Below are 19,022 nucleotides of genomic sequence, written 5' to 3'. Positions count from 1 at the left end.
GCATATGGATTAAAGAGGTTTTGTGCCGAGGGTCATGGATCGTCGAAGCCGATAAAAACCTTGGATCCGGGCCAGAAAGTAGGTGGGTCGTCGGTCGAAGTGTGACGACCATCACCGAAGAGTGCGGACAATATATTTTATATTGGATTTAGCTGGTTTTGTATCCTGACCCCAGCGCCAGCGTTTACGGGTCTCTTGGAATAGATTGTGGGTAACGGAATATGAATATTCTTCAGGCCTTGCAGGCTCAGAACGGTTCAGAGGGCGAAACTTTCGTCGAACTGAACGCCAATGGTCCAACCGTCGTACCCGGTGGGGATGACGTTCTGTTGGGGGAATATTCACATGTCGGCCCCGATCTTCAGATTATCCTGCCCAGTGGCGAAACAATCGTTGTCGTTGATTACTTTGCAGGCGGGGGTGCGCCCCCGGATTTGGCCACAGATGGTGGGGCGGTTGTAAATGGCGGCCTGGTTTCACAACTGGCAGGACCAATGGTGCCCGACCTTCAGGTCGCCCAGACTGGCACCAGTGACGCAACAGGAGAACCTGCCGGTTCCGTCGACAGCCTGAAGGGGATTGTGACGGCGCAACGCGGCGGTGTTGAAGTTGAACTGGGCGCAGGCGATCCGATTTATGAAGGCGATGTGATCGTCACCGGCGGTGATTCGGCGGTCGGGATCGTGTTCGCGGATAACAGCACCATGTCGATGGGCGGCGATGCCCGAATCTCGATTGACGAGATGGTCTATGACGCCTCTGCGCAATCTGGGTCTCAACTGTTCGATATCGTTCAGGGGGCGTTTGTTTTCGCCAGCGGCCAGATTGGGCACAATAATCCAGAAGACGTGCAGGTCCGCACGCCAGTTGCCACGATCGGTATTCGCGGCACGAAATACGGTGTCAATGTGGATCAGGAAAAAGGCGACGCCACCGTCACCCTGTTTGAAGGGGCGGTCGTGGTGGAAAACAGCGCCGGTCAGGTTCTGTTAAGCTCGATTGGTCAGTCTACGATTGTCACCTCTGCCTTCACGGCACCGGGCAACGTCTTTACCATGGACCCGGATACTCAGACCGCCACCTATGGCGATGCCATTGATTTCAGCCCGAACGCGCCGCAATTGCGGGAAGATGACGACGGCGGGGGTAATGATCCCGATGACTTGAGTGCAGATGAACTGGAGGATCTGGCGGACCAGTTGGATGATTTGGACACCGCCGCAGGCCCCAGCGGTGCGATAGCCGGCCTCACAGAGAGCGGGCTATTTTTACGAATTCTCAATGCTGGTCTGGGCAATGACTCCCAAAAGATATCCGGGGTGTTGCCCCCCAGTGATGGGGGAGGTGGGTCTCCATTCACGCGCCCTCCAGGATCGACGCCTTTTGATGTTCCCTTGAGTCAGATCATTCCAAGCAATAACAACAATGGTAGCCAACAAGACAGTGGCAGCAGCGCCTTCCAGACATTTACATTTGGCAATTCCGGTGGCTCCTACACATACAGCTATGGCAGCGGTAACTATGATGTCTTTGGTGGCAGCGGCTTTGATCTGTTCACGATCAATGCGTCGGGCGTCACGTCGGGCACGGGGTGGAGTGTCGGTCAGGATTCTTCCGGGAACGTTCTGATTAACGAAGTCGGCGGCGTTGGCACGTCAATCAATATGGATGGCGTTGAAGAGCTGGGAGTCACTACCGGCAGCGGAAGCGACTCTATTTCGATTGGAAACCTTGTCGGCACCGATATCGCCGAAAGCACAGTTATCTTGAATACCGGCGCTGGCGATGATGTCGTCGCCGCAGCAGAAGCGGGCAAGCGCCTGGTGGTGGATGCCGGGGATGGCAATGACACCGTCGTTGGCAGCACGTCCAATGATGATATGCGCGGCGGGGCTGGTGACGATATCCTGGATGGCGGCACCGGCAATGACCTGCTGCGCGGGGAGGCTGGCGATGACATCCTGCTGGTGACGCTGGAAGGCGGCACGGTAGAATTTTCTGAAACAGCAGGACAGTCCGATTCCGAAGAATTCGAATTTGGCGACAGCGACGCTGCGCAAAACCGGGTCTATGACATTGTTGAAGGGGGCGAAGGAGACGATACGGTTATCCTGCGCTTCACCGATGAACAGGCGCTGAACGCCGATTTCGTGTCGGATTTGATCGCGCTGAAAGAATTCATTGCCAGCGGGGATACGGAAACCGTTCGCACCTTTGACACTTTGGGCCTGCAAATCAGTGGTGTCGAAAATGTTGAATTTGCGGGCAATTTCCCGGATCCCAGCTTTACCCCGACACTGAGTTTCACCCAAGGGGTTGAGGATGGCACGGTCGCGTTGAGCCTGACGCTGGATGACGGGGCCGACAGCCCGTTCTTAAGCGTCTCGGTATCCCTGACAGGCATTCCTGAAGGGGCCGTTCTGACCGCTTCGGATGGAACGCAATTTCCGGGCGGCACAGCCATTTCCCTGACCGTGGCGCAATTGGGCGATATGTCCATTCAACTGCCGCCGGATTCGGATCAGAATCTGGATCTGGATGTCTCTGTATCGGCACAGAATGTCCTGACCGATGCGTCCGGTGTGACGGAAACCACCGCCACGGTTCCTGTTCTGGGGGTCGCTGATGATCCGATTGTGACGGTCAGCAATGCATCCGGGTCGGAAGATGGGGCAATTTCCCTGTCTATTTCTGTGGCACAAGGCGACGCGGATGGGTCGGAGACCCTGACGGTTGAGATAGAAGGATTGCCCGTTGGCGCATTTCTGACCGATTCAGAAGGCACCTTGCTGGACCCAGCGAATGTGCCAGTCGCGGCCCTGTCTGGCCTGCAATTGCAACCGCCTGCGAATTATTCCGGCACGCTCTCTCTCAGCGTTGTCGCGACAAGTTCCGAAAACGGGACCAGCGCAACGGTCAGCCAAAACTTCACCGTTGATGTTGCAGGGGTTGCCGATAAAGCGGTCATCGAGGCACAGGATGCCACAGGACTGGAAGGTGGAACAGTTGCGTTGGGACTGTCCGTTGGACTGCCCGATGGTGATGAAACGCTGACGGTTGCTATTTCAGGCCTTCCATCCGGCGCGACGCTGGTGGATGCAGGCGGGAATACTGTTGATCCTGCCAATATTCCTGCGGATGGTGTCAGTGGCCTGTCGGTGCAAGTCCCAGCGGATTATTCCGGCGACATGAATTTGACAGTGACCGCAACGACCCAGGACGGCAACAGCACGGCGGTTGCCACACAATCGCTGATGGTTTCGGTTTCTGGCGTTGCAGATGATCCTGTCATTTCGGTTGGCAATATTCAGGGCACAGAAGATGGCGTGATTGCCTTGTCCTTGAATGTCGCCTCTGGGGATGCCGATGGGTCAGAAGCGATAACGGTTTCGATTTCGGGCCTGCCCGAGGGCGCGCGCCTGTTGGATGCGCAAGGCCAGGATATCACCGATCCGTCGGCGATGACGCCTGATCAACTGGCGGGTCTGCAGTTGGTGCCGCCGCTGAATTTCTCTGGCACGATTGATCTGACGGTTTCGGCGACCAGTTCAGAAGACGGAACCCAGGCGACATCGACGGAGACATTCAGTGTCGCCGTGATTGGCGTTGCCGACGCGCCAACCCTGGATGTTGTCCAGGCGGAAGGTCTGGAAGGGCAGGAAGTGCCCTTGTCGATCTCCTCTGTGCTGACCGACACTGATGGATCGGAAACGCTGAGCATCGAAATCAGCGGCCTGCCACAGGGCTTCACCCTCAGCGATGGGACCAATACCTATTCAGGCAGCCCGGTTTCCATTCCTGCCGCGTCTTTGTCTTCCCTGGCCCTGATTCCCTTGGCCGGGTTCGCAGGCTCTGTCGCGCTCAGCGTGACGGCAACCGCGACAGAAGGCGACAGTGTCAGCAGCGTAACCGAAACCCTGGGTGTGACCTTTGGGGCCGTTGCGGTGCAGCCGGTCCTTAGCGTTCTGAACGCAACGGGATCTGAAGACAGCAGCATTCCGCTGACCATAAATGCCAGTGCCTCCAGCGGTGGGGATGCAGTCAGTGTTACAATTGCGGGCCTGCCTCAAGATGCCGTTCTTACCAATACGGCAGGCGATACCTTCAGCGGCAGTCCGATTGTCCTGACGCCAGACCAACTGACGGGATTGACCGTTACGCCGGGCGCAAATTCGGATGCGGATTTCACCCTGACCATTACCGCAACTGCGCAGGATGGCGATCAGACGGCGGAATTGTCGTCCAGCCTGACCGTGACGGTTGATCCGGTGGCAGACACACCCAGCCTGACGGTTAATTCTGTCGTCGGCATTGAAGACCAGCCGATTGCCCTGTCCCTCAGCGCGGCCTTGTCCGATACGGATGGGTCGGAAAGCCTGACGGTAGAAATTGCCGGTCTGGATGAAGGCTTCGTTCTGAAAGATGCTGATGGCGTCACGTATAGCGGTGATCCGGTTGAGGTCCCAGCAGATGCCTTGGCGGGTCTGTCTTTGATTACCCCGCTGAATTTCTCGGGCAGTGTCGGGCTGACGGTGCGGGCGATTTCGACGGAGGCCGATGGCGGCGCATCGAAAGTGGTGGAAAAGAACTTTTCTGTCAGCGTTACCCCGGATCTGGACCTGCCAACAATTTCCCTGGTCAGCGCCAGCGGCGCGGAAGACGAGAGCATCCCGCTGGACATCACCATCGGCAATGTCGATCCCAGCGAGACTGTCAGCGTCACGCTGTCCAATATTCCAGACGGCGCGACCCTGACCAATTCTGCGGGGGAAAGTTTTGAAGGCAGTTCTGTCAATCTGACGGTTGATCAGTTGGACGGTTTGGCGATCATTCCGCCACAAGATTCCAGCGTGGATTTTAACCTAAGCGTGACCGTATCGACCAGCGATGGCGTTTCATCGGAAAGCACGTCGCAAACCCTGGATGTTACCGTTGCAGCCCGTGCGGATGCGCCGGACTTCACGGTCAGTGATGTGAATGTGGTTCTGGGCCGCGCTGACTCTTCAACGGAAATCGGAACCTCAGGCGATGATACGATCATCGGCGGGGCTGGCAGCGATACCCTGTTGGGTGGCGATGGCAATGACCATCTGATCGGCGATGGCGATAATCTCAGCGCAACCGTCTCATTGGATATCGCAGCGGCCGTGACCGACATAGACGGGTCTGAAATCGCGACCGTCACCTTGTCCGGCCTGCCCGATGGTGTTCAGCTGTGGCAGGACGGCGAACTGCTGGTGACCGGGGGCAGCGTTACCCTGGCTTCAGATGCTTTGGAGTCAGTACAGTTGATCGTTCCCCCTGGAACGGCTGATTTCGACCTTAGCGTCACGGCGCGGGTAACAGATCGCGACCCTGATGGTGGCGGACATTCCCGCACGGAAACCAAGAGCTTTACTGTTTCTGTCGACGATGGAACCGGGCAGGGCTCTAACGACGTGCTGAATGGCGGTGCGGGGGATGACATTCTGGAAGGCGGGGCCGGGGCCGATACGCTGATTTCTGGCGAAGGCGCTGATACCCTGCTGGGGGGCAGCGGCAATGATGCCTTGCGTGTTATCAGTGATGGCGTGGGGGTTGATGTCGTCGATGGCGGCGCGGGGGTCGATACGCTGACCCTGACAGTGATGCCCTGGGATCTGGAAAATCAGACAATCGTTGACGAGCTTCATGCCCTGGTTGAATTCGTTCAGTCGGGTGATGCGGCCACAGGGGCACAGGTTTTCTCTGCGCTTGGCCTGGATGTGCGGGGGGTTGAGGCCCTGTCAATTGTCGACATCAATGGCAGCCCCATCGACGTTGGCAGCATCGTTGTCCCGGACCCGGATGCCGGGATCGTCTTTACTGGCGATAACAGCGACAATGTTGTGACGGGCACGGAAGGGGACGATACCCTGTCGGGCGGCGGCGGCAATGACACGATTACCGGCGGTGGCGGCAATGATACGCTCAGCGGCGATGCTGGAAATGACATCTTGTATGGTGGTGCAGGCAATGACAGCCTGGATGGCGGCACTGGTAATGACACCCTGTATGGTGGCGCTGGCGATGATTCGATGGCGGGTGGTTCTGGCAATGACACAATCTATGCCGATGGTGGATCAGACACCGTAGATGCGGGTGCTGGCGATGACCTGACGGTTGTGACCATCGACCCCAATGAAGTTGGTCGGTCCCTGAACCTGAATGGCGGTTCGGGCGATGATGTTCTGCGCATCGCACTCAGCGAAAACCATCCCAATCTTGACGCCGTGATTGCTGATATCGCAGCGGCGACCGTTGCTGCCCATAAGAATAGTGCCGGGCCGCATACGATTGCCAGCCTGGGCATCAATTTCGAAAATTACGAAGATTTGCAGATCACCGTTGGCGGTGCCTTGGTCGATTTCGCACCTGAAGTCACGCAACCAGACGACCTGTCGCTGGATACTGATGCGCTGACCGGGGGCGTTGCGGTGCTGGATGGTGTTGATATCTCTGATTTCGATGGGGACCTGTTGATGCAGGCGACGGTCGAAATCTCTTCGGGCTTCAAGGCCGGGGATGCCCTGGACGTTGATACGGACCTTCTGGACAGTTTGGGCCTGACGCTGGAAACAGCGACACAGACCGCCACGGGCTATAAGCTGGTGATCTCCGGTGATGCCTCTCTTGCGGATTATGAGGAGGGTTTGGCTGCTGTACGCCTGTCTAGCAATGACAGTGTGCCGGAGCCTGGAACCCGTGTGATTGGCGTCAGTGTTATTGACGATGATGGCAATCAGTCTGACGTGGCCTCCGTCTCTGTCGGGGTGGCGATGCCCGATGCGCCGGATTTGATCGACTCCTCTGATGAGGCACAGAATTCCGCCCTGTATCTGACAGAAGCCAGCGAAACCGGGGCAACCGTTTCGGATATTGATACCGTACCCTCCACTGCGACCGAAACATTGGTGCTGGAAGTTGGCAAATTGGGCTGGGGCAGCACTGGTCAGTTCGAAGTTCTGATCGGTGGGCAATCCTATGGCACCTTCACCACGACGGTGAAGGCGAATGGCCATGAAGGGGCTTTCCAAACCATCGAAATTCCAGGGATCACTGTCAGTCGTGATCAGGAAACCAATATCGAATTGCGCAATGTATCGGCCAATTCCAACGTCGTGGTTGGCAGCATCGCCTTTGGTGCCACAACCCTGGCGGCCTCTAACGGCTGGTCTGGTCAGGGCAGTCATGACCAGGGGGATGAGGGTGACGATGAAGACAATGACCACAATCATGATCACAATGGTCATGGATGGGGTCAGTTGCTGCATTTCTTCAATTTCTATCTGTTCGGGAATCAAGGTGGCTGGAATCAGGGTGATGACGATGATGATTATCTGACCCTGTCTTCCAATGGCGACACGCTGGGCTTCACGATTGAAGCGGAAGAACTGGCCCCTGGCCTGGAAGCCTGGCAGGTGGATGAAAATGGCGTCTTGCGCGACTTTTCGGATGCGGATCTGGGCACGCGCTTTGACGACATTGATATGGGCGAAGGCACTGATTGGGCTGTCGCCGCCGCCGGTGTCACCGAAGATTTGCATGTCGATCTGTCCAGTTCTGTTTGGAATGGCACCGAAAATGTTCTGGGCGGGGCGGGCGATGATGTCCTGATCGGGAATGACGACGCCAACCTGATCGCAGGCGGCGATGGCAATGATGTGCTGATCGCAACAGGGGATAATGATCTGCTGATCGGTGGCGCGGGCGATGATGAGGGTCATTACGACATAAGTGACCTACAACAGGCTGCGCAAGCCCAGGATGGCTCAGGGTTCGGTACGCTGGATCAGGCCATTGCGGATGCCTATGCCGCCAATGACCTGGACGGTGCGGCAGCCCTACAGGGGCTGAATGCCGGATTTGATGGTGGCAGCGGCACTGATACGCTGAAACTGGGCGGCGGGGATGCAGCAGGCAACAGCCTGTCTGGCGATGATCTGGCCAATACGGTCCACAATATCGAAATCCTGGATGTCACCGGGGTTGAGGGCAAGGTTGATATGTCCCTGTCGGTCGATGACCTGATGGAGATGACCGATGACCGCGACGAATTGAAGATCCTGAAAGATGGCGAAGACACGGTCACCATCAACGATCAGCAATATGCCGCAGGCGAACATGTCATCAATTACGAGGGCGTGGACTTCAAGATCACCATTGAAGATACCGAACCCCCTCAGGTCTGACGGATCAGACTGTGCACTGAAAGACCCCGCCTTGCATGCAATGGCGGGGTTTTTCATTTCCGGCCCAATACGGTAAGACGGGCCCGTACCCCCATCATGAATTTGGAAAGTATTGGTCGGCGTGAGCACATTTGATCAGGTCCTTGGGCGCAAGGTGACGCCGCTGGAGCCCGCCCTGTTGGACGCGGCCTGCCGTCAGGCGCATTCTGTCCTGATCGATGTTGGCACCGGCCAGGGAAAATTCATCCTGGATGCGGCGCGCGAGGAGATAAACCGCCTGTGTATCGGAATTGATGCCGTGGCGGAAAACATGGCGGCCAGCGCCCGCACAGCCCGCAGCTCGCCCAAAAAGGGGGGCCTGCCCAATGCCCTGTTCGTTCGGGCGGCGGCGGAAAGATTGCCCGGCCCCTTTGCCGGTCTGGCCGATGAACTGACAGTTCAATATCCCTGGGGCTCCCTGATGCGCATCGTGTCCGAACCGGCACTTGAGCATCTGTTGTCACTGCGTGCGCTGTGCAAGCCAGAGGCGAGGCTGAGCGTCTTGTTGAATTATTCAGTGTTTGAGGATCGCCCCTATCTGGAGCGCCTTGGCATGGGCGATATTGTCGATCCTGCCGAAAACCCGGACCTGATCACCGCCTATGCGATCGCCGGATTTACCGTCACGAACCGGGAGCTGATCCATGGCGATCCCCCGATCCGCAGTGCCTGGGGCCGCCATCTGGTGCGGGGCTCTGCCCGTGCCACATTAATGATCGATGCCGTTGCGAATCCCACTTGGCAGGGGAGTTGATTGACAATGCCCCAACGCCCGCCAATCCTGCGCCCATGAAACATCCGGCAAAGCCTGTCCTGATCCACTGCAAGGGTCATCCCAATATCCGCGCCTCTCATGCCAAGACATTTGAGGTAACGCGCGATCTGGACCTGACCGCGTCTGGCACCTGCATCATCGGCGTCGATGCCCAATATGACGAGGCCGCCCTGCTGGCCCTGCGCGGCGCGGTGCAGATGACCCTGCGCTGTGGCCCTTATGAAGACACCGCGACCGCCCGCATCAATCCAAAATATCAGGCAGGCGCGCCGCTGATCTGGCGGCGCATGCCAACGCCGGAACCGCGCACCTTCTGCATCGGGTTGGATAAAGGCGCGTCCCAGCTGAACCGCGACCTGATCAAGGCACTGCAACAGGAAGGCGCGGAACTGGAAATCACCGTCGCACCGTTAGAGACCCAGGACTCCGAAGGTGACGGCATCCTCTATCTGGTGGGCACGCCCATTGGGAATATGGATGACTTCTCCCCCCGCGCCCTGTCGGTGCTGCAAAGCGTCGATATGGTCCTGTGCGAGGATACCCGCACCACCAAGGAATTGCTCTCCCCATTTGGCATAGAGGCCCACCTGACCGCCTTTCATGACCACAACGAACGCGCCCGCACGCCAGAGATGATCGACCGCCTGCGCCAGGGCGCGCGCCTCGCGCTCGTCTCCGATGCGGGCATGCCGCTGATCAGCGATCCGGGCTTCCCCCTGGTCCGCGCGGTGCGAGAAGCCGGGCTGACCGTGACCGCCGTGCCCGGCCCTGATGCCGTCACCACCGCGCTGTCCATTGCGGGCATTCCGCCCGATGATTTCCGCTTTATGGGCTTCCTGCCGCGCAAGCCAACCCTGCGCCGCAGCCGGTTCGAAGAACTGCGCGCCACGCCCTATACCTGCGTCTTTTACGAGGCCCCGCACCGCATCGAAAAGACCCTGTCGGAAATCGCCGAAATCCTGCCCGACCGCGATATCGCCCTGTGCCGCAACCTTACCAAATTCGGCGAAAAGGTCTTAACCGGCCCCGCCGCAGAGGTCCTGGCCCGGATTGAGGCGGGCGAGGCGGTCAATGGCGAATTGGTGCTGATCCTCGCCGGGGCTCCCCCTAAAGACGACACCCCCGACGCCCCTGCCGATGCAGGCGCCCTGGACCGCATGCTGGAAAGCCTGGTCGCCGCCGGCCTGCCCACCAAGGCGCTCGGTGACGCCCTTGCCAAAGCCACCGGCATCCCCCGCCGCGACGGCTTTGCGAAAGTTCAGGCGATGAAGGATGCGTTGGAGTAGGGGAATTTCTAAACCCATCCCATCGTCATTCCCGCGCAGGCGGGAATCCAGGGCCACACCACCCATCGCGCCTACCGCCCTGGACCCCGGATCAAAAAAACCAATGCCTCACCCTGAGGAGCGCAGCGTCTCGAAGGGTGTGCTCGCTGCAAGCGCCACCCTTACATCCCCTCCTTCGAGACGCGGCGTTGCCGCTCCTCAGGATGAGAATGGTGTTGGGGGTTAATGGTGGAACGTCTAAATCGTTACCTGCCGCCCTGGACCCCGGATCAAGTCCGGGGTGACGGTTCATTCAAAGGGATATCTTGATTTACGGGGAGGAGATGAGGTGATTCTTCTTATTAATCTCCCCCCAGCATCGCCAACACTTGCCGCACAGCCTTCGAGGCCTTCTGGTGGGGCGCTACCGTGACCGTCAGGGCTTTTCCCGTTGCCACCTGTTCCCCAAACGGTGCGACCAGATCGCCGGATTTTAGGGCGGAGTCGACCAGGGCGGCGTGGCCGATCAGGATTCCGGCGCTGTGTTTGGTTTCTTCCAGGGCGATGGTGTAGAGGGAGAAATGGGGGCCGTTGGGCTTTTTCTTCAGGCCCGGTGCCGCCTGGGCCAGCCAGCGGTCCCAATCATCGGCCCAGACGGCGTCATACAGCCAGGTTTCATTTAGCAGGTCTTCGGGCGATTTCAGCCGCGCGGCGACCTCTGGGGAGCAGACGGGGAAGATCACATCCTCTGCCAGGATGGTTTCCCCCGGCTGGCCGGTGGGGGTGTCCAGAAAGATGCTGATATCGAACAATTCGCGCTGCAGGTTTGGGGGTGTTTCCAGCGCCGTGACGGACAGGCGGTGCCCGGCCAGGGCGGTGCGGATCATCGGCAGGCGTGGCGACAGCCACAATTGCGCAACGCTGGGCAGGGCGGCGATGTGGATCGTCTGCTGTTCCGCGCCGGAGCGGAGATGGCGCACGGCCTGACCAATGGAATCGAAGGCTGTGGCGAAAGGCGCGGCCAGCGACAGGCCAAACTCTGTTGGCACCACGCCCTGGGAGCGACGCTCAAACAACGGCGCTTCGGCCCAATCCTCCAGCGCCTTGATATGCTGGGAAATCGCACCCGGCGTCACGCAAAGTTCGTCTGCAGCCTGGGCAAAGCCGCCCAGCCGGATCGCCGCCTCAAAGGCTCGCAGGGCATTCAAAGGCGGGCCCTTCGGGCGCGGCGGGGAGACGGGCATGGTCGATATCCCTGATCCTACTCGATTGATAATCTACCCTTAGTTTTTCTAGGGCAAAATTTAGCAAATCTGATTTGCGGGGGCAATCGGTGCGGCATAGTTTTAACTGAGCTTTCGGCAAATCCCGAGCAAACGGACTCGTTTGCGACGACGCATTTGCTGAACACCAAATGGCCAGAGTATCTTGTGCGAGCGCATGCGAGCGCATGATGCTCTGATAGGAGAGATCATCATGGCCTTGTCGCATCGCAAGTGGGTTCCAGCAGAGTGTGAAACCTATATGCAGGGGATTGCCCAACGGGTGTCCACGCAATCCTCCGCAGAGGTCGAGACCTCGATTGTGGCCCTGGCAGAGCAGAACCGCGAGATCCATGAGCGCGATTGCTTCAATCTGAACCCGGCCACCAATGTGATGAATCCAAAGGCGGAGGCGATGTTGGCCTCTGGCATCGGGTCGCGCCCCTCGCTGGGCTATCCCGGCGATAAATATGAGATGGGGCTGGAAGCGATTGAGCAGATCGAAGTGATCGCCGCCGAATTGTGCGCCGAAGTGTTTGATGCAGACTATGCAGAAATCCGGGTGCCGTCGGGCGCGATTGCCAACCTGTATGGCTTCATGGCGACCTGTCAGCCCGGGGATACGATCATCGCGCCGCCGCCCTCCATCGGCGGGCATGTTACCCATCATATGGCGGGCTGCGCCGGTCTGTTCGGGTTGCGCACCATCAGCGCGCCGGTGGATGCCACGGGCTATACCATCGATGTGGCGGCGCTGGCGGAACTGGCAGAGCGGGAACGCCCGAAACTGATCACCGTGGGCAGCAGCCTGAACCTGTTTGAACATCCGGTGCGCGAGGTGCGCCAGATCGCCGATAGCATTGGTGCGAAGGTCATGTTCGATGCGGCCCATCAATGCGGGCTGATTGCCGGGCGGGTCTGGAAGAACCCGCTGAAAGAAGGCGCGCATTTCATGACGATGAGCACTTATAAAAGCCTGGGCGGCCCGGCGGGCGGGATCATCGTTTCCAATGATGCAGAAATTACGGAACGTCTGGACGCCATCGCCTTTCCCGGCCTGACGGCAAATTTTGATGCGGCGAAATCAGCGGCCCTGGCAATCACGATGCTGGATTGGCGCGATTTCGGACCGGCCTATGCCGCCGAAATGGTGACGGTGGCCCAGGCGCTGGCACAGGCCCTGGCGGCAGAGGGCCTGCCCGTCTTTGCAGCCGACAAGGGCTTTACCACGTCGCACCAATTCGCCATCGAAGCCGCCCGCTTTGGCGGCGGTCAGGCGGCGTCCAAGACCCTGCGCAAGGCCGGTTTCCTGGCCTGCGGCATCGGTCTGCCGATTGATCCCGTCGCGGGCGATATGAACGGGCTGCGCATCGGCACACCGGAACTGGTACGCTGGGGTGTCACAGCCCAGAACGCCCCAGAATTGGCCAGCCTGATCGCCCGGGCGCTCACCTCAAACGATCCAGAGGCCGTGGCCGACGAAACCCGCGCCCTGCGGCAGGGGTTCGACACGCTTCACTATATCCGGACCTGAACGGGCGTTTCCTTCGGCGTCCCCCGTTTATTTGGGTCAGACCAGCGTCAGATCGCGGGAAAATTATTGACCTTTTCAAGTACAGATGGCTGAAATAACGGCGTTTGGGCGTAAATTCCGCATGAGAGCACGGTTGATCCCAATATGGGAACATTTTACTTGATCCCAATATGGGAACATATTATATGCGTATAACAGGAAAGAACATTCTGCAGGCGGCGATCAATAAATCGCCCCAGTCGATAATGGCGCGCGATCTCAAGGCGTGGCTTGCAATTGCAACACAGTCGAATTGGGTTGGCCCAGCGGATGTTCAGTCAGCCTTCTCCCAGGCGCGTTCGCTGGGTGGTGGCAAAATGTGGGAATTCCCGATGAGCGCGTCTGGCGTTACGATTACGGCGATTATTGGGTTCAAAGGGAACGGATCAATCGTTGTTAAAAAGGTCCAGTAAATGACGGAAATCACGGTTATTCAAAACGACCAGGATCATGCCCAAGCTTTGGCGCAATTGGAGCGGCTTATCTTGGCGGATAGGGATGAAGACGTGCCTGTGATGGACGCATTGGCGCTTCTGATTGACGCCTATGAACGCAAGAAATTTCCCATTCCGGCGCTGTCGCCCATTGAAATGATCCAATTTCGTATGGAGCAGCAAAATATGTCTCAGGCCGCGCTGGCCCGTGACACGAAAATCTGGCGCAGTCATATATCTGAAATCCTGAACGGGCATCGCGGATTGAGCTACAACGCGATTCAGAAGTTACATACCACGTTGGATATTCCCTATGCCGCTTTCTTCGATGACAATGATCAGAAAGCTGAATGATGAATGGCGCCGTTGTTTCGGATCAGAATACCGCTGAGGCCGGGACTGAAGCCGTCCCGCTTTCAACTAAAGCTGATTTCGAAGCTGCGACAGGCGTGGTAAGCGGTCTCAACTTCAAAGAGGTAGACTTGCGCGGCACCGAGGCCCCGACCGACGTTATCTTTTCAAACTGTGACTTTTCAAGAGCAAAATTTGCGAATGTCAACCTGTCGGGCTTGGTGTTCAAGGGATGTTTGTTTCAACAAACAGACTTTTCCGGCAGCATCCTGTTGGGTGCCGATTTCTCTGAGGGTTGCAATTTGACGGAGGCGATCCTGAAAGGCGTGGACGCTTCGAATGCCAGTTTTGTTGATTGTAACATGTCGCGTGCGATCGCCACTGGTGCCGAGTTTGTGGAGACGAATTTTAAAGATACGAAAATGGAAAGAGCGGTATTTGATCGATCTGATCTGTCCAACGCGAAAGATTTTGAGCCCGACTGCACGCAAGTCGACGGAACCGTGTTTACTGGCAAATCTGTGGATAGTTGGACATATCTGCGCGGTGAATATACCGGTTTGAATTTGGTCGTTGCCATCATCCCGGTGCTGATTTTTGTGATAAGCTTGCTTGGCAAGGCCTATTTAAAAGTGGCTGTAAGCGCCTATGCGACCTATGCAAATCCAGAGGCGGTTTGCGACGTGTCAGGAAATCTGTGTGAAAAAGTCCCTTTATGGGAAATCATGCTCGGTCTTCGCGATGGCACAATGGCGACTGTCTTCATTGTCTTTTCTATTGTTTACAATGTCGCGCGGTATCTGGTGACGAAGCGGGTCTCCGCCTTGGCCGAAACAGAAGATCGAACGCATACGACACCACGCCAGAAAGGCTTGGGTGGGTATCTTTTGCTGCGGCGGGTATCCTACTTCGTCTGGTGGGCGAAATGGGGGATGCTAATCTTGTTCGGTTACAACATGATTGAGCTGTTGTCTCACCCCATCCTCTTACCGAAGTGACGCCCGTCCGGTGTTCTGAGCTTGGTCGCTTAACTGGTCAGTTTAGACGCGACCCAGCGGTGGAAGATATGGGTGGGGCCGTCCATGACGGGGGAGAAATGGCCCCCGTCAAAGCGCGGGGCGTGGCGGCCCTTCTGCATGCCTTCGACGACGAAGACGTCTTCGACGAAGATACCCTTCCACTGCCGGGAATTGCGGTCGCGCAGATCGGCATAGTCGCCGTCCAGCATGCGCTGATTGGCGTAATAGATTTCGACCCGCTCGTTGGTTTCTTCCAGGCCCTTGGGCTCCAGCAGGATCGCATAGACATGGTCGCGATGGACACCAAACAGCACATTGGGGAAGAAGGACACATATTCCGCCGCCCGGTCCCATTTGTCTGACAGGCCGTCGAAATTCTCAAAGGCGCGGCCCGTATTGTCCAGTTGCGGGTTATAGACAACCGTCCCCTGACCGGAGAATTTCCCATCTTCTTCAATATGATAATGGTCTTCCAGGCGGGAATAGCTGTTCAGGCCCGGATGCACCATGGGCAGATGATAGCTTTCGCAGTAATTCTCCACCGCCAGCTTCCAATTGCAGTTCACCGACAGATTAAAGGAGCTTTCGGGGCCGCCATGATGGATCGGCTTGTCGAACTCCTTCCAGCGCGCGATCAGCTCTGCGGCATAGTCTTCAAAGGCCGGGGCCTCACCCGACAGATTGACGAAGACAACATCGCGCCACAGCGTCGCGCGGACTTCCTGCAGGCCCAGACCGGTCTTGTCGACATCGGGATGTTCATTGACGCCCGGCCCGCCGATATCCGGCGTGCTGCGCAGGCTGCCATCCAGGCCATAGCACCAGGAATGATAGGGGCAGCGAATGACGCCCCGGATTGTGGTCGGTTCCGCCACCAGGATCATGCCGCGGTGGCGACAGATGTTCTGGAACACCCGCACCGCGCCGGATCGGTCGCGCAGCATCAACAGGGGGATGCCCAAAAACTCAATCGGCACCGCATCGCCCGCGCGCGGCACATCCTTGCCAAATCCGATCCCGGCCCAGTTTTCGAAGAAGACCTTTTGCTTCTCAACCTCAAACGCGGTGGGATCGATATAGGCTTCATTGGGAAGGCCGGTCGCTTTCGCAATCGGCTGCATGACATTGTTCAGGGCGATCGAATCCAACGGCATGGCGGCTCTCCAGATAGGAATTCAACTGTCAGTCTGAATTCTATCCATAAGTCCGAATGGCATTGGCGCTCAACTGTGGAAAAATACGCGGTCGCATGCGTAAAACTCACGCGAGGGCCTGTTCCTGCAACCAGTCACAGAATTGCACCATGGGGCGGGACGGGGTGCGGGCCTCGTCCCAGATGACGTAATGGGCGCCGGGTGAGGGCATGGCCTGGTCCACCAGGCGCACCAGTTCGCCGCTGTCCAGCAGCGGGGTGACCAGTCGTTCCCACCCCAAGGCGACGCCCTGACCGCCCCGTGTAGCTTGCAGGACGACGGTGTAGTTATTCAGGCTGCGCCCCCGCTTTTGGGCACTTGTGCCGGATACCCCCGCCCAGGCGAACCAGGCGTCCCAGTCAATCCAGGACGCATCCACACCCGTCATGCGCAGCAGCGGAAGATCAGGCAAATCCGCTGCGGTGATGCCGGGATGGGTGGCGGCAAAGTCCGGGCTACAGACGGGGATCAGGTGATCTGAAAACAGGCGTATCGCGCGGATGCCCTGCCATGTGCCATCGCCATAGCGCAGGGCCAGATCTATATCGCCCCGCCGCAGGTCAATTGGATCGTCGGAAATCGCGTGATTGACCGTGACGTCGGGAAAACGTTGCCAGAAGCTGCCAATGCGGGGGATCAGCCAGTATCCGGCAAAGGCAGTCGTCGCGCCAACCGTCAGGCTGGGCGTATCGGTCTGGCTGCGCAGGCGGCGACAGACATCTGCCGTGCGCGCAAATCCCAGCGCCAGAGTTTCCGCCAGTTCTGATCCCTCAGATGTCAGTTCCAGCCCACGATGAACGCGCACGAACAAGGCGCGTCCCAATTCTTCCTCCAGCGCCTTTACCTGACGGCTGACCGCGCCTGGCGTCACATTCAGTTCAGATGCCGCCGTCTTCATGCTGCAATGGCGAGCGGCGGCTTCGAATGCAGCCAGCGTTGTCATGGGCGGCAGGTCATAGGGACGTCGGGCCATCGGGGGTCTCACCTACTTGTGATAATGACCCGAAGCTTGCAGCCTCGATTGAGTTCAACACAATCCAATCTGCGGATTATTGTATCCAAGATGCGCCGCCTTGTCCTTGCGCACCTTGTTTGGTTAAGGCATCGTTTCCGCACATTTATCGTGGAAAATACCGCGAAAACGATACAAATCACCCTTATTGAGAGGGATGGGAGCCTTGCTGATGTCGCCGACCCCCTTTTCCGCAATTCTGACATCCATCGACCGTTTGAGCGATGAGGTGTGCAGCTTCACCTTTGAGGCCGCACAAGGAATGCCCTTTCAGGCCGCTGTACCCGGTGCCCATATTGATATTCTGCTGCCCAATGAAATGTTGCGGCAATATTCATTGTGGAAATGGGCACCAGACGGGCGCAGCGGGTCCGTTGCCGTGAAACGGGAAGATGCCGGCCGGGGAGGATCGAAGGCGATGCATGCCCTGACCATCGGCACACAGGTCACCCTGAATGGTCCGCGCAACAATTTCCCATTGGACGAGGATGCCCCCCATTCGATCCTGCTGGCGGGCGGAATCGGGGCAACGCCCATCTATGCCATGGCCGCGCGCCTGTGCGATCTGGGCCGCCCGGTTCAGGTGCATTACCTGACCCGCAGCCAGGCGCATGCAGCCTTTCAGCCCGCCTTTGAGGGGTTGGGATTGGGAAATGGCTTGTCCTGTCATTATGATGACATACATGGATTGGTGGATCTGGGCGGACTGCTGGATGCCGCGCCGGTGGGATCGCATCTGTATGTGTGTGGGCCGGAACCCTTGTTGCAGGCCGCCCTGAATGCGGCAGCATCCCGTCTGCCAGAGGATCAGGTTCATTTTGAGCGATTTGCCGCCGATCCCAATGCATTGGAAGGACCGTCGGATTCGTTTGAAATCGTGCTGGCGAAAAGCGGGCGCAGCCTGCGTGTCCCTGCCGACCGGTCTATTCTGGACAGCCTGCAAGAGGCGGGTGTGGCTGTCGATTTCGGCTGTACGGAGGGGGTGTGTGGTGCCTGTATCGTCGATGTGCTGGCAGGCGAGGTCGATCATCGTGACAGCGTATTGACCAGCGACGAGCAGGCGGAAAATTCCATGATGTGTGTGTGCGTTTCCCGCGCCAAAGGAAAATCGCTGACATTGGATTTATAGGAGGTCCCCTTGAAACGCCTGTTGATTGTCGGCCATGCGCCGTCGGCCAATACAAAGCGCCTGCGCGATGCGGTCGTGGCCGGAGCCCAGGATGCCGAAGCCGAGGCGGTGGAGATTGTCGTGAAGGCCCCTTTGGAGGCCGGGCCACAGGATGTTCTGGCTGCCGATGCGATCATTCTGGGGACGACCGAAAATCTGGGCTATATGTCCGGGGCATTAAAGGATTTTTTTGACCGCACCTATTATCAGGTGATTGAGGAAAAGCAGGGCCTGGCCTATGGCCTGTATATCCGTGCAGGGCTGGACGGTACCGGCACACGCCGCGCGGTGGAAAGCATCGTGGGCGGTCTGGGCTGGAAGGCGATCCAGGACCCCGTCCTGTGCAAAGGGGAATGGGACGAGGCCTTCCCTGACCACTGCCGAGAACTCGGCATGCTGGCCGCTGCCGGATTGGATGCGGGTATTTACTGACGGTAAACCTTGGGCAAGGGTCATTAGAAGATTTACCGCAAAGGGCGCGGAGAAGGCGCAAAGGACGCTGAGGCAGTGGTGCTGCCTTTGCGCCCTCTGCGTTTTCACCCTATTGAGAAAATAGGACCGTCACCCCGGACTTGATCCGGGGTCCAGAGCCGCAGGCAGACAGTTGGACGTTTGGCCCTGAATACCCGCCTGCGCGGGTAAGACGAGGACTATATTTTAAAGATTTACCGCAAAGGGCGCGGAGAAGGCGCAAAGGACGCTGAGGGCGTGGTGCTGCCTT

Annotated in this window: 12 protein-coding genes; 9 read left to right on the top strand and 3 right to left on the bottom strand. The window is 58.1% G+C overall.

What is annotated here, in order from left to right:
- The first annotated feature begins 221 nt into the window (after positions 1–221).
- The 3 genes from ACOSDR_RS15180 (at position 222) to rsmI (ending at position 10,310) form a co-directional block, all read left to right on the top strand.
- Entirely contained in the window at positions 222–8,210 is a 7,989-nt protein-coding gene (locus ACOSDR_RS15180) for a FecR domain-containing protein (RefSeq protein ID WP_420731790.1), read from the top strand.
- Between the two features lie 121 nt (positions 8,211–8,331).
- Positions 8,332–9,003, top strand: a complete 672-nt coding sequence (locus ACOSDR_RS15175; RefSeq protein WP_420731789.1) for a hypothetical protein — start codon at positions 8,332–8,334, stop codon at positions 9,001–9,003.
- On the top strand, positions 9,000–10,310 hold the full coding sequence (gene rsmI, locus ACOSDR_RS15170; RefSeq protein ID WP_420731788.1) for a 16S rRNA (cytidine(1402)-2'-O)-methyltransferase: 1,311 nt from the start codon (positions 9,000–9,002) through the stop codon (positions 10,308–10,310). The genes ACOSDR_RS15175 and rsmI overlap by 4 nt, the downstream gene beginning before the upstream one ends.
- A 341-nt stretch (positions 10,311–10,651) precedes the next feature.
- Here rsmI and ACOSDR_RS15165 read toward each other — a convergent pair whose 3' ends face one another.
- Entirely contained in the window at positions 10,652–11,533 is an 882-nt protein-coding gene (locus ACOSDR_RS15165) for a LysR family transcriptional regulator (RefSeq protein WP_420725473.1), read from the bottom strand.
- A 232-nt stretch (positions 11,534–11,765) separates the two neighbouring features.
- On the opposite strand from ACOSDR_RS15165, the gene glyA reads away from it, so the two are divergent.
- The 4 genes from glyA to ACOSDR_RS15145 all read left to right on the top strand — a co-directional run bounded on the left by glyA (position 11,766) and on the right by ACOSDR_RS15145 (position 14,907).
- A complete protein-coding gene (gene glyA, locus ACOSDR_RS15160) occupies positions 11,766–13,085 on the top strand; it encodes a serine hydroxymethyltransferase (RefSeq protein WP_420731787.1) in 1,320 nt (439 codons plus the stop codon).
- A 185-nt stretch (positions 13,086–13,270) separates the two neighbouring features.
- Positions 13,271–13,537: a hypothetical protein gene (locus ACOSDR_RS15155; protein ID WP_420725475.1), complete on the top strand. Its 267-nt coding sequence runs from the start codon at positions 13,271–13,273 to the stop codon at positions 13,535–13,537.
- On the top strand, positions 13,538–13,912 hold the full coding sequence (locus ACOSDR_RS15150; RefSeq protein WP_420731786.1) for a helix-turn-helix domain-containing protein: 375 nt from the start codon (positions 13,538–13,540) through the stop codon (positions 13,910–13,912).
- Positions 13,909–14,907, top strand: a complete 999-nt coding sequence (locus tag ACOSDR_RS15145) for a pentapeptide repeat-containing protein (RefSeq protein WP_420725477.1) — start codon at positions 13,909–13,911, stop codon at positions 14,905–14,907. The genes ACOSDR_RS15150 and ACOSDR_RS15145 overlap by 4 nt, the downstream gene beginning before the upstream one ends.
- Positions 14,908–14,936: 29 nt before the next feature.
- Here the strand turns inward: ACOSDR_RS15145 and ACOSDR_RS15140 are convergent, their stop codons facing one another.
- Positions 14,937–16,082, bottom strand: coding sequence for an aromatic ring-hydroxylating oxygenase subunit alpha (locus ACOSDR_RS15140; RefSeq protein ID WP_420725478.1), 1,146 nt, complete (start codon positions 16,080–16,082; stop codon positions 14,937–14,939).
- 106 nt (positions 16,083–16,188) lie between these two features.
- Complete coding sequence (locus ACOSDR_RS15135; RefSeq protein ID WP_420725479.1) at positions 16,189–17,094, bottom strand: LysR substrate-binding domain-containing protein; 906 nt, start codon at positions 17,092–17,094, stop codon at positions 16,189–16,191.
- Between the two features lie 211 nt (positions 17,095–17,305).
- Between ACOSDR_RS15135 and ACOSDR_RS15130 the strand changes: the two genes are divergently transcribed.
- Both ACOSDR_RS15130 and ACOSDR_RS15125 read left to right on the top strand, forming a co-directional pair.
- Positions 17,306–18,262 (top strand): PDR/VanB family oxidoreductase, encoded by a 957-nt coding sequence (locus ACOSDR_RS15130; RefSeq protein WP_420725480.1) that lies wholly within the window; start codon positions 17,306–17,308, stop codon positions 18,260–18,262.
- 9 nt (positions 18,263–18,271) lie between these two features.
- Positions 18,272–18,733 (top strand): flavodoxin family protein, encoded by a 462-nt coding sequence (locus tag ACOSDR_RS15125; RefSeq protein WP_420725481.1) that lies wholly within the window; start codon positions 18,272–18,274, stop codon positions 18,731–18,733.
- Positions 18,734–19,022: the final 289 nt, after the last annotated feature.

Source organism: Hwanghaeella sp. 1Z406, from assembly GCF_048892425.1.
Lineage (GTDB): Bacteria > Pseudomonadota > Alphaproteobacteria > UBA8366 > Aestuariispiraceae > Pacificispira.
This window is presented reverse-complemented; position numbering and strand designations above follow the sequence as displayed.

Bases quoted from the DNA above. Each gene is read 5' to 3' on its own strand.
- ACOSDR_RS15180 (WP_420731790.1), top strand. From the start codon at position 222: ATGAATATTCTTCAGGCCTTGCAGGCTCAGAACGGTTCAGAGGGCGAA.
- ACOSDR_RS15165 (WP_420725473.1), bottom strand. From the start codon at position 11,533: ATGCCCGTCTCCCCGCCGCGCCCGAAGGGCCCGCCTTTGAATGCCCTG.
- glyA (WP_420731787.1), top strand. From the start codon at position 11,766: ATGGCCTTGTCGCATCGCAAGTGGGTTCCAGCAGAGTGTGAAACCTAT.
- ACOSDR_RS15155 (WP_420725475.1), top strand. From the start codon at position 13,271: ATGCGTATAACAGGAAAGAACATTCTGCAGGCGGCGATCAATAAATCG.
- ACOSDR_RS15150 (WP_420731786.1), top strand. From the start codon at position 13,538: ATGACGGAAATCACGGTTATTCAAAACGACCAGGATCATGCCCAAGCT.
- ACOSDR_RS15145 (WP_420725477.1), top strand. From the start codon at position 13,909: ATGATGAATGGCGCCGTTGTTTCGGATCAGAATACCGCTGAGGCCGGG.
- ACOSDR_RS15140 (WP_420725478.1), bottom strand. From the start codon at position 16,082: ATGCCGTTGGATTCGATCGCCCTGAACAATGTCATGCAGCCGATTGCG.
- ACOSDR_RS15135 (WP_420725479.1), bottom strand. From the start codon at position 17,094: ATGGCCCGACGTCCCTATGACCTGCCGCCCATGACAACGCTGGCTGCA.
- ACOSDR_RS15130 (WP_420725480.1), top strand. From the start codon at position 17,306: ATGTCGCCGACCCCCTTTTCCGCAATTCTGACATCCATCGACCGTTTG.